Genomic DNA, 14,443 nt, shown 5'->3' with positions numbered 1-14,443 from the left:
GGGGCGACATGGTGAACTGCCGCTCATGGTGGGCCAGGAGCATGCGGCGTGCGGAAATGGATGTCATTCATCGTCAGCTTGTTGGCGTTGGCCCGCCGCAACATGTCACCCGCGGGCGGCCTGGGGCCTGGCCGCTTCCGGCCACCGGCTCAGTCGCCCGGAATACGATCGTCCGGGTGTGACTCCAGGTGGCGAGTCCATAACACAGCGTTCGGAGCGGTATCGGTGACCCATACTTCCGGCTGTATTTGAGAAGTTCACCTTTGGTTTGAAACGGTGGGAGTCAAACGTTCCTACGCTGCTGGCTGCCATGAATGGCTGCGACAGCACAACGGAAATATCACCGTTTGCCTTTGCGGTGATCTTCGCCGCGATGTCTGCGCGTGTGCTGTCGCCCTAACAAGGAAGAACCAGCATGCGCATAGCGCGCCCAAGCATCCGAGGCCTGATGGCCTCGGCCCTACTGGCATGTATCGCCCTCCCGGGGGTTTCCGCGGCCGCGGCGACTCCGGACGCCGGGTCTTCGGACGCCGCGCCTTCGGTCGTCGTGGGTTCCCCCGAGGTCCCCAAGCCTGACCACATCGTCATGGTGATGATGGAGAACAAGGGCTACGACGACATCCTCAACAACCCGTCCACCAGGCCCCAGGACCAGGTGCCGTACATCAAGTCCCTGGAAGCCCAGGGTGCGTCGTTCACCGACTCGTACGGCCTCCAGCACCCGAGCCTGCCCAACTACTACGCGCTGCTGTCCGCCTCGGACATCGTGAAGACCAACACCCATCCCGCGCCGTCGTCCGTCGACACCGACAACCTCGCCAACCAGCTGGTGACCCACGGGTACACCTTCGCGAACCACGCCAACCAGGCCAAGCCCACGCAGTGGTTTCGCTTCAAGACCACGCCGGGTACCGCGGCGAACCTGAACCCGATGGACAAGCGGCTGGAGCAGTTCCCGACCACGCCGGAGGGGTTCGAAAACCTGCCCACCGTCTCCTTTGTCGTGGGCAACGGCGACCAGAGCATGCATGACGGGACCCTCGCGCAGGGCGACGCCTGGGTCAAGAAGACCTTCGACTCGTACATCCAGTGGGCCAAGACGCACAACAGCATGTTCGTGCTGACCTGGGACGAGGACAACTTCACCCCGGTCAACCGCATCCCGACGTTCATGGTCGGGCCGATGGTCAAGGCCGGCGAGTACAGCGAGCGCATCAACCACTACAACGTGACGAAGACGCTGCTGGACATGTACGGCCTGGACCACATCAACCACACGGCCGACCCGGACGTCGCGACGATCACTGACGCGTTCGATCTGTCGCAGACCGAGCGCCTGCAGGGCATGGCCGGGCGATGCCTGGAGAACCACCGGACCAACCCGGCGGAGCCGGGCGAACTCGGCCTGTGGCACTGTGAATCCGCTGCCGACCAGCAGTGGATCAGGCACGGGGACGGCACGATCCGCAACGCCGACACGTGCCTGACCGCCACCGCGGACGGGAAGACCGGACTCGCCGACTGTGACGGCACCGCCGCGCAGACCTGGCAGCCCGAGACCAATGGTTCCCTGCTCCATCCGGCATCGGGCCGCTGCCTGACCGTCCCCGGCTCGGACATCGCCAACGGAACCCCGGCGGAGCTCCGGGACTGCGACGGCACGACCAGCCAAAAGTGGATCGTGCCCAACTACAACGCGGAGCACTCGCTCACGGTCGACAAGCCTTCGTTCGTCAAGCCCGGCGACACCGCCACGGTGACGACCACTTACACCAACGACGTCAGCCCCATGGCGCTTTCGAACGCCTCCGTCAACCTCACCGTGCCCAACGGCTGGACGGCTGAAGCCACCTCGCCTGCCAAGGTCACCAGGCTCGAGCCCGGCCAGTCGGTCAAGACCACCTGGGCGGTCACCGCGCCCGCGGACGCAAAGCCCGGTGACCCGGCACTGTCCGCGAAGGCCACCTACAAGAACGCGAAGAGCAGCGACAAGGGCGCCAGCACGATCCGTGTCGGGTACAACCCGGTCGATGCCATCGCGGCTACTCCCGAGGGCCTGGATCTGGTCGCCGGGCACTCCACATCTGTCCAGGTGAAGGTCACCAACAATACGGCCGCCGGCACGGACGTTACGGTGCGGGCGACCGTGCCGTCCGGGTGGACGGCGAGCGCGCCGCAGCCCGTCACCCTGAATGCGTGGGAGTCCAAGACCGTCACGTTCTCCCTCACCCCACCCCAGGACGCGTTCGGCCACGAGACGGTCACGTTGTCCGTCGACGGGGAATTCCCCTCGAGCAGTACTGTGCCGGCAAGCGTCGGCAAGCCGATCATGATGGTCGGGGAGACCGATGCCAACAGTCATGAGTTCGCGCTGGCCCCGAATCGATACAATTCCTACCAGTCGACGTTCCCCAATGACGTCACCTTCACTGCGGGTGTGAGTAACCCGGCCACCGCTTGGAGTTACATCCAGCCCGGGCCTCTCGACTCCTGGGGCGGGAAGAAGTCGCACACGTTCACGTTGAACTTCAATCTCGCCACTGCGCCGAGCAGCGATCTGACGTTCACCACCTGGCTGCAGGACACCCACCCCACTGCCCCGCCCGCGCTCGCGATCGGACTCAATGGCGCCGAGCCGAGCAACGTCCAGACCCCGGCCGGCAGCGGAGGTGGCGCCACATCGGCTAACAACACCAAGCCGTCCACGGTGAACGTGACCCTGCCCGCCGCCAACCTCAAGGCCGGCGACAACACCGTCACCATCACCACAACCGGCGGATCATGGGCGGTCTACGACGCCTTCGGCATCCGACAGCTCCCATGACCCGAACCAGCTGACAACTCGCCAAGTCTGCCGCACGCGGCTGCTGACAATCGTCGGCAGCCGCGTGCGGCCAGCCCCGCACCACCAGCCGCTTCGCCTTGAACGACTCGGCGAGTGCGTTCTGGCGCTTACGCGGCCGCAGCCCGGCGATGCCGAACCTCCGCATCACCCGTCCGTGGCCTCGCTCACCCGGACGTCCTGGCGTGTGACCGGTACTGCGTAGAGGTGGCCGCTGACGCCATCGTGACCCCGGCCGACGATGCGAAGGTGACGGTGTCCCTGAGTGGTCGGGAGTACTGACAGCACGAGCCCGCCGGATTCATGGAGCTGGTCAGACCACAGCAAGTCCATGAGCTGCGGTCCAACCGACTCGAATTCCTTTGCGGCGCCGCGGAATGTGCCCAGCGGCGTAGATTTGCGGGCTTGTTCAGCCTCTACCAGTCACATCTCACGTTGCTGCCGCCGTCCGGGAGCTTGGCATCCCAGATCCAGCCCGTATAAACCTGACCACTGTAGTAAGCGGTGAGGTGGGTCCACGTGTTGTTGTAGCTGTTTACTGTGTAGCAGTCATATACGAGCTTGTTACCTGAGCCGCCTATGGTGTAGCCAGGCAGACAGTCAGCGTAGGGGCCCTGCTGGTGAAGCACCGCGGCCTGATTTGTGTACGCAACCGTGCCGTCCTTGCCCTTTTGCCAAGACGCTGTCTGGCACGCTGCCGCGCCAGCCGTGCCAGCCGTGGCTGCATGGGCCGGTGCTGCGAACGTTCCCGTGAGAAGCGCGGTACTGAGAGCAGCGCTGGCGACGGCATGACGAAGACGCATTGTTGCCTCCTTGAGGAGAGCGGGCTGCTGATGCGAACTGGTGCCGAATTTCTAGCAACCTTTGAAGGTGCTTGGAATGGCGCCTATCGGCCATCGTGTTGACGCTGGCCGGAAGTGCCCCCGTCGACATTCTCGGATGGCTGGACCGCCGAGTCCCCCACACTGACCAGCAGGGCCGGCCCTCGTGCACCCCAACGCCCGCGGCCACCGCAACGCCGCCGACCACGTCACATCGGCGATCCTGAACAGCATCAGCGTGAACTGACGCCCGCAGCCCCGCGATCCCGCATGAACCGCCTCCGGCCCAGCAGCCGGAGGCGGTTTTAGCAGCCGGGCGCCCGAACCAAGGACCGTCTACCCACCATGGCGCTCCACGCGCCTTCGTCCCTTCGCCTCCGTTTTTCGTGTACAGAGCCACCGGCCGCTGACCCGGGCACGCCCGATGTCAGTACCCGCCTCTACGGTGATTTTGTCCTTTTCCGTATGGCTGCTGGCTGCTTGTTATCGACTGGACGCAATGCCCTCGCTCGGACCACCGAGCGGGGGCATTGCACGTTATGCCGTCTGGTCGACGTTGCCCCGTACAAGGTCGGCCCATGCGGCGAGGAGATGCCGGTACTCCTCCGTGCGGTGCGGGGTGGCGGGCTGGTCCATGAGGCAGCGGATCCGGGCGTTGACTTCGTCGAGGGCAGGGGTCACCTGGCCGTCAGGCCGGGGAGGGGCCCTGGGGCAGGAAGGCCCGGTTCACGTACGGAGGCCGTTGATGTCCGGACCGAGCATCTGCGGATGGGGCTTGCCGACCGGGATACCGTTGGCCCGGGTGCCGAGCAGCGGGTCGCGCCAGAGAACATCGGGCAGTTCACGGCGGCGCTGCTCGTTTTTCAGCAGCGCTGCGACGCGTAGTTCTCCCTCACCAAGGACGAGGGCCCGCAGGTTAGCCATCCCTGAGGATGGGTAACCGCAGGTCAGGGCATACTTTGCCTTCGCGGTTCCCGTGGTGCTCCCGTGGGAGCACGAGGGCGGTCTGAAACGGCTTGAGACGGGCCAGGACGGGCCAGGACGGGTCGAAGTGATGAGAGTTCGAGCGGGTCAGAGGAAATGCGCAGGTCAGGGCGCTGTGAGGGGCCCACTGTGCGGGGGCTCCGGCTGTCTTCATGCACCAACCGCCGCTGCGTCTGCCGGCCCGGATGTCCAGGGCGACAGCGAACTCGCCGAACTGATACGCGACTTCCCCGAGATCCGGGCGATCGGCGCTGAATCGACCGGCGGTGCGAGCGACGTGGCCCCGACCCTCAACTGCCGGACGGCTCCCCATCCATTCTTATTTCGGGTGGAGAAAAGTAGAGGGGCCGACGAGGGGCAGAACAGGTACGAGGGAAGTTCCGCAACCTCATGTACACCGCTGGCTGAAGGGGAATCACACATGGCACAACCCATGACTGCCGCGCAGGTGCTCGCCGCGCTGCGTACCGAGGGCGTTCGCGTGGTGGAGGTCGGCAACTGGCGTACCCACAACCGCAACTCGAAGGGTGCGTGGGGTCCGGTCAACGGGTCGATCGTGCACCACACGGTCACCAAGGGCACAGCGGCCACGGTCGCTACCGTGCGGGACGGCTACGCGTCGCTGCCGGGCCCGCTTTGTCACGGGATGATCGCCAAAGACGGCCGGGTGCACATGGTCGGTTGGGGCCGCGCGAATCATGCGGGCGGTGGCGACCCGCGCGTGCTCGAACAGGTCATAGCCGAGTCCTACGGCACCCGACCCACCCCACCAACCCGCGGCAACAGCAACGGCGTCGACGGCAATGCGCGCTTCTACGGGTGGGAGTGCGAGAACCTCGGCGACGGCAAAGATCCCTGGCCCAAGGCACAGTACGACGCGATCGTCCGCATCCAGGCCGCCCTGTGCCGGGCTCATGGCTGGTCGGCGAAAAGCGTGATCGGCCACCTGGAGTGGTCCAGCGACAAGATCGACCCCCGCGGCTTCACGATGGCGCGACTCCGGGCCGATGTGGCCGAGCGGCTGAAGCACCCCGCGAGCTGGAACCCCGGCTCCGACCCGAACGAGGAGGACTCCATGGCAGGGATCACCAAGCGCGACATTTTCGACGCTGTCTGGAAGACGGACGCGATCGGCGGCCCGGCAGACGCGGCGGACCACAAGACGAACCCGACATGGCAGGCGCAGTCCATATTGAAGGACGTGCAGGCCCGCATCCGGCGCATGGACAAGACCCTGGCCGCCCAGTCCGCCGCGATCACCGCACTCGCGGGGCAGGTCGGCACGGGCGCCGACACCGAGACCATCGTCGCCGCGGTCGAGGCCGCGATCGAGCGGGCCGTCATCGATGTCAACATCAACACCAATGGGACCTGACCTGACCTGGCATGGCCCGTCACCCCGGCACGACTCACCTGCTCCAGTACGTCGGGTATGGCCGGCTCCCCGAACCCCTCCAAGCGGAAAGCAAGCCGCGCGCCGACCTTGCGCAACAGTGCGTCGACGTCACGCCGCACGGGCCCGAGCCTACCGCCGGGCTCCGGAAGCTTCTGGAGGCCAAGGACTGCTTCGTCCGAGCCGCGCTCGACGCGAACAAGGAGAGTTGACCGCGGCCGCTCCGATGTTCACTGCCCCGCGTTCCGGCGATCGCCGCGGTGACCGGCGCAGCAGGGGCGGCAACCGGCCTCGTCGCGTTCTTCCGGTGATCCTGTGCGAAGCGTCCCCGGTACGGCCGCGGCCGTACCGCAGGATCACCGGACGCCCGGCGGCAGAATATGGCAGCGAAGGCAGCCTGTGCGGGGGCTCCGGCCGTTTCTGCTTCCCTGCTCACGGTCCGAGCCCCGTGTCACCACGGGGCTGGCCAGTGGAGTGGCTCCCGACCCGATCGGCGCCCGGGGGATGGTGGGAGTGTCGGGAATCGGGTACATACGGACAAGTAGCACCGGTTGGTACGGCTCGGCAGGCGCGCAGCGCGCTCCGTGCGGACCGGCCGCATCCGCCCACCCCACACAGCGGCGAGGTGAGCTCCTCATGTCCGCACCATCCGCACCGAAGAACACACCCAAGGTCACCGAGCGTGAAGCGCGCCAAGTGGCCGAGGCCGCACGCGAACAGGACTGGCACAAGCCCAGTTTCGCCAAGGAACTCTTCCTCGGGCGCTTCCGGCTCGACCTGATCCATCCGCATCCGCTGCCGGCCGCGGACGACGTCCGCCGCGGCGAGGCGTTCCTCGCCCGGCTGCGCGACTTCTGCGAGACCAGGATCGACAGCGCCCTGATCGAGCGCGAGGCGAGGATCCCCGACGAGGTGATCAACGGCCTCAAGGAACTCGGCGCGCTCGGGATGAAGATCGACCCGAGGTACGGAGGTCTGGGCCTGACCCAGGTCTACTACAACAAGGCCCTCGCCCTGGTCGGCTCCACCAGCCCGGCGATCGGGGCGCTGCTCTCCGCCCACCAGTCCATCGGCGTACCGCAGCCGCTGAAACTCTTCGGCAGCCAGGAACAGAAGGACGCCTTCCTGCCCCGGCTGGCGAGCACCGACATCTCGGCGTTCCTCCTCACCGAACCGGACGTCGGCTCCGACCCGGCCCGGCTCGCCACCTCGGCCGTCCCGGAAGGAACGGACTACATCCTCGACGGTGTGAAGCTGTGGACGACCAACGGCGTCGTCGCCGACCTGCTCGTCGTGATGGCCCGTGTCCCGAAGTCTCACGGCCACAAGGGCGGCATCACGGCCTTCGTCGTGGAGGCGGACTCCCCGGGCATCACCGTCGAGAACCGCAACGCCTTCATGGGCCTGCGCGGTCTCGAGAACGGCGTCACCCGCTTCCACCGGGTCCGGGTCCCGGCCGCGAACCGCATCGGCCCCGAAGGCGCCGGGCTCAAGATCGCCCTCACCACGCTCAACACGGGACGGCTCTCCCTGCCGGCCATGTGCGTCGGCGCCGGGAAGTGGTGCCTGAAGATCGCCCGCGAGTGGTCGGCGGTGCGCGAGCAATGGGGCAGGCCGGTCGCCCTGCACGAGGCCGTCGGCGCCAAGATCTCCTTCATCGCCGCAACCACCTTCGCGCTCGAAGCAGTGGTCGACCTGTCCTCCCAGATGGCGGACGAGAATCGCAACGACATCCGGATCGAAGCGGCTCTCGCCAAGCTGTACGGCTCCGAGATGGGCTGTCTGATGGCCGACGAACTGGTCCAGATCCGGGGCGGCCGGGGTTTCGAGACCGCCGAGTCCCTCGCCGCCCGTGGCGAACGGGCCGTCCCCGCCGAACAGCTCCTGCGTGATCTGCGGATCAACCGGATCTTCGAGGGCTCCACCGAGATCATGCATCTGTTGATCGCCCGTGAAGCCGTCGACGCCCATCTGAAGGTCGCGGGGGACATCATCGACCCCGACAAACCCCTCTCCGCCAAGGCGAAGGCGGGCGCGAACGCGGCCGGCTTCTACGCCCGCTGGCTGCCCAAGCTCGTCACGGGACCGGGACAACTCCCGCGTACGTACGGGGAATTCAACCCGCCCGGACACCCGGACCTGTCCTCCCATCTGCGTTACGTCGAACGCTCCGCCCGTAAACTCGCACGTTCCACCTTCTACGCCATGTCGCGCTGGCAGGGCCGGATGGAGACCAAGCAGGGCTTCCTCGGCCGGATCGTCGACATCGGCGCGGAACTCTTCGCGATGAGTGCCGCCTGCGTCCGCGCCGAACTGCTGCGCTCCTCCGACGACCACGGGCGCGAGGCCTACCGGCTTGCCGACGCCTTCTGCCGCCAGTCCCGCGTCCGGGTCGAGGAACTCTTCACCCGTCTGTGGTCCAACACCGACGACCTGGACCGGCGCATGGTCGACGGAGTCCTGTCCGGTGCGTACACCTGGCTGGAGGAAGGCATCATCGACCCGAGCGGCGATGGCCCGTGGATCGCCGACGCCACCCCCGGGCCGTCCGTCCGGGACAACGTCCACCGCCCCATTCGCTGACCGCGCACCGGGTGGGCGCACGTTCATTCATCGGCTGTACCCCGCCCGGCCGGGCGGGGTACAGCCGGATGACGACCTGTGACCGTCATCCACATCCCCGGCTCCAAGTCCGTCACCGCGCGTGCCCTGTTCCTGGCCGCCGCCGCGAACGGCACCAGCACCCCCATGTCGAAATGACCGCGCAGGCCCGGCGCGGGGGACACCCTGTCCACACTCACAGCCGATGCGGCAACAATGTAGGGCATGAGCGACAGCCCCGCCTCCCTAGCTGACCCGCACCGTGTCTTCGACACCGTGCAGGGCCGCCGGGATCTCGTCATCCTCGGCTCCACCGGTTCCGTCGGCACCCAGGCCATCGATCTGGTGCTGCGCAATCCCGACCGCTTCCGTGTCACCGGGCTCTCCGCCGCGGGCGGACGGGTCGCCCTCCTCGCCGAGCAGGCGCGGAGACTGCGGGTGCGCACCGTGGCCGTCGCCGCACCGGACGCCGTACCGGAACTCCGTGAGGCGCTGCGCGAGCAGTACGGGACGGGCGAGCCGCTTCCCGAGATCCTGGCAGGGCCCGACGCCGCCACCCAGCTCGCCGCCGGCGACTGCCACACCGTGCTCAACGCGATCACCGGCTCGATCGGTCTCGCCCCCACGCTCGCCGCGCTCGAAGCGGGCCGCACGCTCGCCCTGGCCAACAAGGAGTCGCTGATCGTCGGCGGCCCGCTGGTCAAGGCGCTGGCCGAGCCCGGCCAGATCATCCCGGTCGACTCCGAGCACGCCGCGCTCTTCCAGGCGCTCGGCGCGGGCACCCGCGCCGATGTACGCAAGCTCGTCGTCACCGCGTCGGGCGGCCCCTTCCGCGGACGTACCAGGAGCGAGCTCGTGGGTGTCACCCGCGAGGAGGCCCTTGCGCACCCGACCTGGGCCATGGGGCCGGTCATCACGGTCAACTCCGCCACCCTCGTCAACAAGGGACTGGAGGTCATCGAGGCACATCTCCTCTACGACATCCCTTTCGACCGGATCGAGGTCGTGGTCCACCCCCAGTCGTACGTTCACTCCATGGTGGAGTTCACCGACGGCTCCACCCTCGCCCAGGCCACGCCCCCGGACATGAGGGGCCCGATCGCCATCGGTATCGGCTGGCCGCGGCGCGTCCCGGACGCCGCACCCGCCTTCGACTGGTCGAAGGCGTCCAGCTGGGAGTTCTTCCCCCTCGACAACGAGGCTTTCCCGTCCGTGGGACTGGCCAGGCACGTGGGCGCGCTCGGCGCCACCGCCCCGGCCGTCTTCAACGCCGCGAACGAGGAATGTGTCGACGCATTCCTGGCAGGACGGCTGCCGTTCAACGGAATCATGGATACGGTCACGGCGGTGGTGACCGAACACGGCACCGCCGCCACGGGAACTTCGCTCACGGTCGAAGACGTCCTCGAAGCGGAGACCTGGGCACGCGCCCGGGCCCGTGAACTCTCGGCGAAAGCGACAGCGGAGGCGCGCGCATGAGTATTACGACGGTCCTGTTGACGATTCTGGGCATCGTCGTCTTCGCCATCGGGCTGCTGTTCTCGATCGCCTGGCACGAGTTGGGGCACCTGTCGACCGCGAAGCTCTTCGGCATCCGCGTCCCCCAGTACATGGTCGGATTCGGCCCGACCATCTGGTCGCGGAAGAAGGGCGACACCGAGTACGGAATCAAGGCCATCCCGGCCGGCGGCTACATCCGCATGATCGGCATGTTCCCGCCGGGGCCGGACGGGCGCCTGGAGGCGCGGTCCACGTCACCGTGGCGCGGCATGATCGAGGACGCCAGGTCCGCGGCCTTCGAAGAGCTCGAACCGGGTGACGAGACGCGCCTCTTCTACACGCGCAAGCCGTGGCAGCGCGTCATCGTGATGTTCGCAGGACCGTTCATGAACCTGGTCCTCGCCGTCGCGATCTTCCTCGGTGTGGCGATGACCTTCGGGTTCCAGACCCAGACCACCGAGGTGGCGGGTGTCCAGAAGTGCGTGATCGCCCAGAGCGAGAACCGCGACACCTGCAAGAAGTCCGACCCGGTCTCGCCCGCGCAGGCCGCCGGACTCAAGAAGGGCGACAAGATCGTCGCCTTCGACGGCCAGAAGGTCGACGACTGGGCCACGCTCTCCGAAATGATCCGCGACACCATCGGCCCCGCAACCATCACGGTCCAGCGCGACGGCCAGGAGCTGACCCTCCACGCCGTGCTGCAGGAGAACGCCGTTGCGAAGAAGGACTCCAGGGGAGAGGTGATCGAAGGTGAGTACGTGACAGCCGGCTACCTCGGCTTCGCCGCCCAGACCGAGATCATTCCGCTCTCCTTCGGCGAGTCGGTCGTCCGCATGGGAGACATGATCGAGAGCGGCGTCGAATCGATGATCGCCCTCCCGTCCAAGATCCCGGACCTGTGGGACGCCGCCTTCGGCGACGGTGAGCGAGCAGCGGACTCCCCGGTCGGCGTGGTCGGTGCGGCCAGGATCGGCGGCGAGGTGATGACGCTCGACGTACCGGCGCAGAACCAGATCGCGATGATGTTGTTCCTGCTGGCCGGCTTCAACCTCTCGCTGTTCCTCTTCAACATGCTGCCCCTGCTGCCGCTCGACGGCGGGCATATCGCAGGAGCGCTCTGGGAGTCCATGCGCCGCAAGGTGGCCCGGGTCTTCAAGCGCCCCGACCCCGGCCCCTTCGACGTGGCCAAGCTGATGCCGGTCGCTTATGTCGTCGCCGGTGTCTTCATCTGCTTCACACTGCTGGTGCTGGTGGCCGACATCGTCAATCCGGTCAAGATCTCCTGATCTGGCGACCGGCCCGGTGCACCATGGGTGACGGCCCGGCACACAGTGTGTGTCCGGGCCCTGCCTTTGTGCGGCGCTCCCGGAGTTGGTGTGCTCCGGGCCGTCGCCGGTGCCGTAACCTCGAAGTCTGGAGCCCGCCGATCTCGGGACCTTGATCCACACCTTGGGGATGCTCAGCGCATGACTGCGATTTCTCTCGGAATGCCGTCCGTTCCGACCAAGCTCGCCGACCGGAGGGTCAGCCGCCAGATCCAGGTCGGGTCGGTTGCGGTTGGCGGGGATGCGCCGGTGTCGGTGCAGTCGATGACCACGACGCGTACGTCGGACATCGGTGCGACGTTGCAGCAGATCGCGGAGCTGACGGCTTCGGGCTGCCAGATCGTGCGGGTGGCGTGTCCGACGCAGGACGACGCGGACGCGCTGGCGACGATCGCGAGGAAGTCGCAGATTCCGGTGATCGCGGACATTCATTTCCAGCCGAAGTACGTGTTCGCGGCGATCGACGCGGGCTGTGCGGCGGTGCGGGTGAATCCGGGGAACATCAAGCAGTTCGACGACAAGGTGAAGGAGATCGCGCGGGCGGCGAATGATGCGGGGACGCCGATCCGGATCGGTGTGAACGCGGGTTCGCTGGATGCGCGGTTGCTGGCGAAGTACGGGAAGGCGACGCCCGAGGCGTTGGTGGAGTCGGCGTTGTGGGAGGCGTCGCTCTTCGAGGAGCACGGTTTCCGGGACATCAAGATCTCGGTGAAGCACAACGATCCGGTGGTGATGGTCAATGCGTACCGTCAGCTGGCGGCGCAGTGCGACTATCCGCTGCATCTGGGGGTGACGGAGGCGGGGCCGGCGTTCCAGGGGACGATCAAGTCGGCGGTGGCGTTCGGTGCGTTGCTGTCGGAGGGGATCGGGGACACGATCCGGGTGTCGTTGTCGGCGCCGCCGGCCGAGGAGGTCAAGGTCGGTATCCAGATCCTGGAGTCGTTGAATCTGCGGCAGCGGCGGCTGGAGATCGTGTCGTGTCCGTCGTGCGGCCGGGCTCAGGTGGATGTGTACAAGCTGGCGGACCAGGTCAGTGCGGGGCTCGAGGGCATGGAGGTGCCGTTGCGGGTGGCCGTGATGGGCTGTGTCGTCAATGGTCCGGGTGAGGCCCGTGAGGCGGATCTGGGTGTCGCGTCCGGCAACGGCAAGGGGCAGATCTTCGTCAAGGGCGAGGTCATCAAGACCGTGCCCGAGTCGAAGATCGTCGAGACGCTGATCGAAGAAGCCATGAAGATCGCCGAACAGATGGAGAAGGACGGCATCGCCTCGGGCGAGCCCGAGGTCTCCATCAGCTGAGACCAGTTGGTCCGAACCATGACCCGCACCACCGCGCCCCGCCGGACGAACGCTGCCCGGCGGGGCGCGGTCGTGAACGGCCTCACAGTGCCCCGCGGACGCTGTTCCCGGGCACGGGGCGGCGCCGATTGGCCTCTTTGGGTACAGTGCGGAAATCAGCAGACCGCATGGTGAGGCCCCCTCGTGTTGACGCAGACCACCACCCGGGTCCTCGAACCCAGCGACCTCGGCGCCGCCCTCGCCATCCTGGAGAGCGAACCCGTCGCCAATGCCTTCGTGACGTCCCGGGTACAGATCGCAGGTCTCGATCCCTGGCGCCTCGGCGGCGAGATGTGGGGCTGGTACGCCGACGGACGGCTGCGATCGCTGTGCTACTCGGGCGCCAACCTCGTACCGATCTGCGCCACCCCCGAGGCCGTCCGGGCCTTCGCCGACCGGGCCCGCCGGGCCGGCCGCCGCTGCTCCTCGATCGTCGGCCCCGCAGAGCCCACCGCCCAGCTGTGGCGGCTGCTCGAACCCGGCTGGGGACCCGCCCGCGAGGTCCGGGCCCATCAGCCGCTCATGGTCACCGAGAGCCCGTCCGCCGAGGTCACTGCCGACCCCCTGGTCCGGCGGATCCGCAAGGACGAGATGGACGTTCTGATGCCGGCCTGCGTGGCGATGTTCACCGAGGAAGTCGGCATCTCCCCGCTCGCGGGCGACGGCGGGCTCCTCTACCAGGCACGCGTAGCCGAACTTATCGGAGCCGGCCGCTCCTTCGCCCGGATCGAGGACGGCCGGGTCGTTTTCAAGGCGGAGATCGGCGCGGCCACCCCGCAGGCCTGCCAGATCCAGGGCGTCTGGGTCGCTCCCGAACACCGCGGCCGAGGACTCTCCGAAACCGGCATGGCGGCGGTCCTGCGCTATGCACTGGCCGATGTCGCACCCGTCGTCAGCCTGTACGTGAACGACTACAACACCCCCGCGCGCAAGGCGTACACGAGGGTCGGCTTCCGCGAAGCCGGCGCGTTCATGAGCGTGCTGTTCTGACCGGCCGGTGGCCGACGCCACCGACCCGTACCCCCCACCCCACCCGGGCCAGTAGGGTCGGCCCATGGCAGCAGCTTCCGGGGGCGGCCCCCACACTCCCAGCGTCCTGATCGGACCGGTCGATCTCGCCGCGCGCGTGGACGAGGCGCTTGCCGTGCAGGCCCTCGCCTTCGGCCTGGGTCCGGAAGAGATCGAGGTACGGCGCCACATCGTCCTCAGACACCTCGACCACCCCTGCGCCCGCGCCCTCGGTGCCACCACCCCCGACGGGCGGCTCGTCGGCTTCGTCTACGGCATGCCGAACGAACGCGGCCAGTGGTGGTCCACCGTCGTCGAGCCCTACCTCCGCGCCACCGGCTGTGCGCACTGGCTCGACGACTCGTTCGTCATCACCGAACTGCACGTCCTGCCGAAGTTCCAGAACCGCGGCATCGGCCGCACGCTGATCACCACCATCACGGACGCCGTCGACCAGACCCGGTCCATCCTCTCCGCGATCGACACGGAGAGCCCGGCACGTGGCCTGTATCGCAGTCTCGGCTACCAGGACCTGGCCCGGCAGGTGCTCTTTCCCAGTGCTCCCAAGCCGTACGCGGTGATGGGAGCCCCGCTTCCGCTGCGTCGCAAGGGCTAGGACGGAAGCCAATGGATT

10 protein-coding genes are annotated in these 14,443 nt (G+C 67.4%); 8 read left to right on the top strand and 2 right to left on the bottom strand.

Annotation, left to right across the window (positions count from 1 at the left end; translation table 11 throughout):
- Positions 1-415 precede the first annotated feature (415 nt).
- Positions 416-2,824 (top strand): NEW3 domain-containing protein, encoded by a 2,409-nt coding sequence (locus ACZ3IC_RS03765; protein WP_467412253.1) that lies wholly within the window; start codon positions 416-418, stop codon positions 2,822-2,824.
- 1,376 nt (positions 2,825-4,200) lie between these two features.
- Here ACZ3IC_RS03765 and ACZ3IC_RS03760 read toward each other — a convergent pair.
- On the bottom strand, positions 4,201-4,344 hold the full coding sequence (locus ACZ3IC_RS03760) for a hypothetical protein (protein WP_467412250.1): 144 nt from the start codon (positions 4,342-4,344) through the stop codon (positions 4,201-4,203).
- 45 nt (positions 4,345-4,389) lie between these two features.
- Positions 4,390-4,587: a hypothetical protein gene (locus ACZ3IC_RS03755; RefSeq protein WP_467412247.1), complete on the bottom strand. Its 198-nt coding sequence runs from the start codon at positions 4,585-4,587 to the stop codon at positions 4,390-4,392.
- Positions 4,588-5,068: 481 nt separating this feature from the next.
- Between ACZ3IC_RS03755 and ACZ3IC_RS03750 the strand changes: the two genes are divergently transcribed.
- The 7 genes from ACZ3IC_RS03750 to ACZ3IC_RS03720 all read left to right on the top strand — a co-directional run bounded on the left by ACZ3IC_RS03750 (position 5,069) and on the right by ACZ3IC_RS03720 (position 14,425).
- A complete protein-coding gene (locus ACZ3IC_RS03750; protein WP_467412245.1) occupies positions 5,069-6,022 on the top strand; it encodes an N-acetylmuramoyl-L-alanine amidase in 954 nt (317 codons plus the stop codon).
- 654 nt (positions 6,023-6,676) lie between these two features.
- The gene (locus ACZ3IC_RS03745) at positions 6,677-8,623 is read left to right on the top strand and encodes an acyl-CoA dehydrogenase family protein (protein ID WP_467412243.1); all 1,947 of its coding nucleotides are present in this window, start codon (positions 6,677-6,679) and stop codon (positions 8,621-8,623) included.
- 243 nt (positions 8,624-8,866) lie between these two features.
- Positions 8,867-10,120 (top strand): 1-deoxy-D-xylulose-5-phosphate reductoisomerase, encoded by a 1,254-nt coding sequence (gene dxr, locus ACZ3IC_RS03740; RefSeq protein WP_467412241.1) that lies wholly within the window; start codon positions 8,867-8,869, stop codon positions 10,118-10,120.
- Positions 10,117-11,427 (top strand): M50 family metallopeptidase, encoded by a 1,311-nt coding sequence (locus ACZ3IC_RS03735; RefSeq protein ID WP_467412238.1) that lies wholly within the window; start codon positions 10,117-10,119, stop codon positions 11,425-11,427. Before dxr ends, ACZ3IC_RS03735 begins: the two co-directional genes overlap by 4 nt.
- Before the next feature lie 180 nt (positions 11,428-11,607).
- Positions 11,608-12,762 carry a flavodoxin-dependent (E)-4-hydroxy-3-methylbut-2-enyl-diphosphate synthase gene (gene ispG, locus ACZ3IC_RS03730; protein ID WP_467412237.1) on the top strand — a complete coding sequence of 385 codons (1,155 nt, stop codon included), beginning with the start codon at positions 11,608-11,610 and terminating at the stop codon, positions 12,760-12,762.
- Between the two features lie 183 nt (positions 12,763-12,945).
- Positions 12,946-13,791 carry a GNAT family N-acetyltransferase gene (locus tag ACZ3IC_RS03725; protein WP_467412235.1) on the top strand — a complete coding sequence of 282 codons (846 nt, stop codon included), beginning with the start codon at positions 12,946-12,948 and terminating at the stop codon, positions 13,789-13,791.
- Between the two features lie 64 nt (positions 13,792-13,855).
- Positions 13,856-14,425 carry a GNAT family N-acetyltransferase gene (locus ACZ3IC_RS03720; RefSeq protein ID WP_467412233.1) on the top strand — a complete coding sequence of 190 codons (570 nt, stop codon included), beginning with the start codon at positions 13,856-13,858 and terminating at the stop codon, positions 14,423-14,425.
- The last annotated feature ends 18 nt before the right edge of the window (positions 14,426-14,443 follow it).

Source organism: Streptomyces sp. NPDC002958 (genome assembly GCF_055563255.1).
Note: the sequence above shows the minus strand (reverse complement) of the source record. Positions and strands in the feature narration are given on the sequence as shown.

Excerpts from the sequence above, each read along its gene's own strand:
- ACZ3IC_RS03765 (WP_467412253.1), top strand. The coding sequence starts at position 416 with ATGCGCATAGCGCGCCCAAGCATCCGAGGCCTGATGGCCTCGGCCCTA.
- ACZ3IC_RS03755 (WP_467412247.1), bottom strand. The coding sequence starts at position 4,587 with ATGGCTAACCTGCGGGCCCTCGTCCTTGGTGAGGGAGAACTACGCGTC.
- ACZ3IC_RS03750 (WP_467412245.1), top strand. The coding sequence starts at position 5,069 with ATGGCACAACCCATGACTGCCGCGCAGGTGCTCGCCGCGCTGCGTACC.
- ACZ3IC_RS03745 (WP_467412243.1), top strand. The coding sequence starts at position 6,677 with ATGTCCGCACCATCCGCACCGAAGAACACACCCAAGGTCACCGAGCGT.
- dxr (WP_467412241.1), top strand. The coding sequence starts at position 8,867 with ATGAGCGACAGCCCCGCCTCCCTAGCTGACCCGCACCGTGTCTTCGAC.
- ACZ3IC_RS03735 (WP_467412238.1), top strand. The coding sequence starts at position 10,117 with ATGAGTATTACGACGGTCCTGTTGACGATTCTGGGCATCGTCGTCTTC.
- ispG (WP_467412237.1), top strand. The coding sequence starts at position 11,608 with ATGACTGCGATTTCTCTCGGAATGCCGTCCGTTCCGACCAAGCTCGCC.
- ACZ3IC_RS03720 (WP_467412233.1), top strand. The coding sequence starts at position 13,856 with ATGGCAGCAGCTTCCGGGGGCGGCCCCCACACTCCCAGCGTCCTGATC.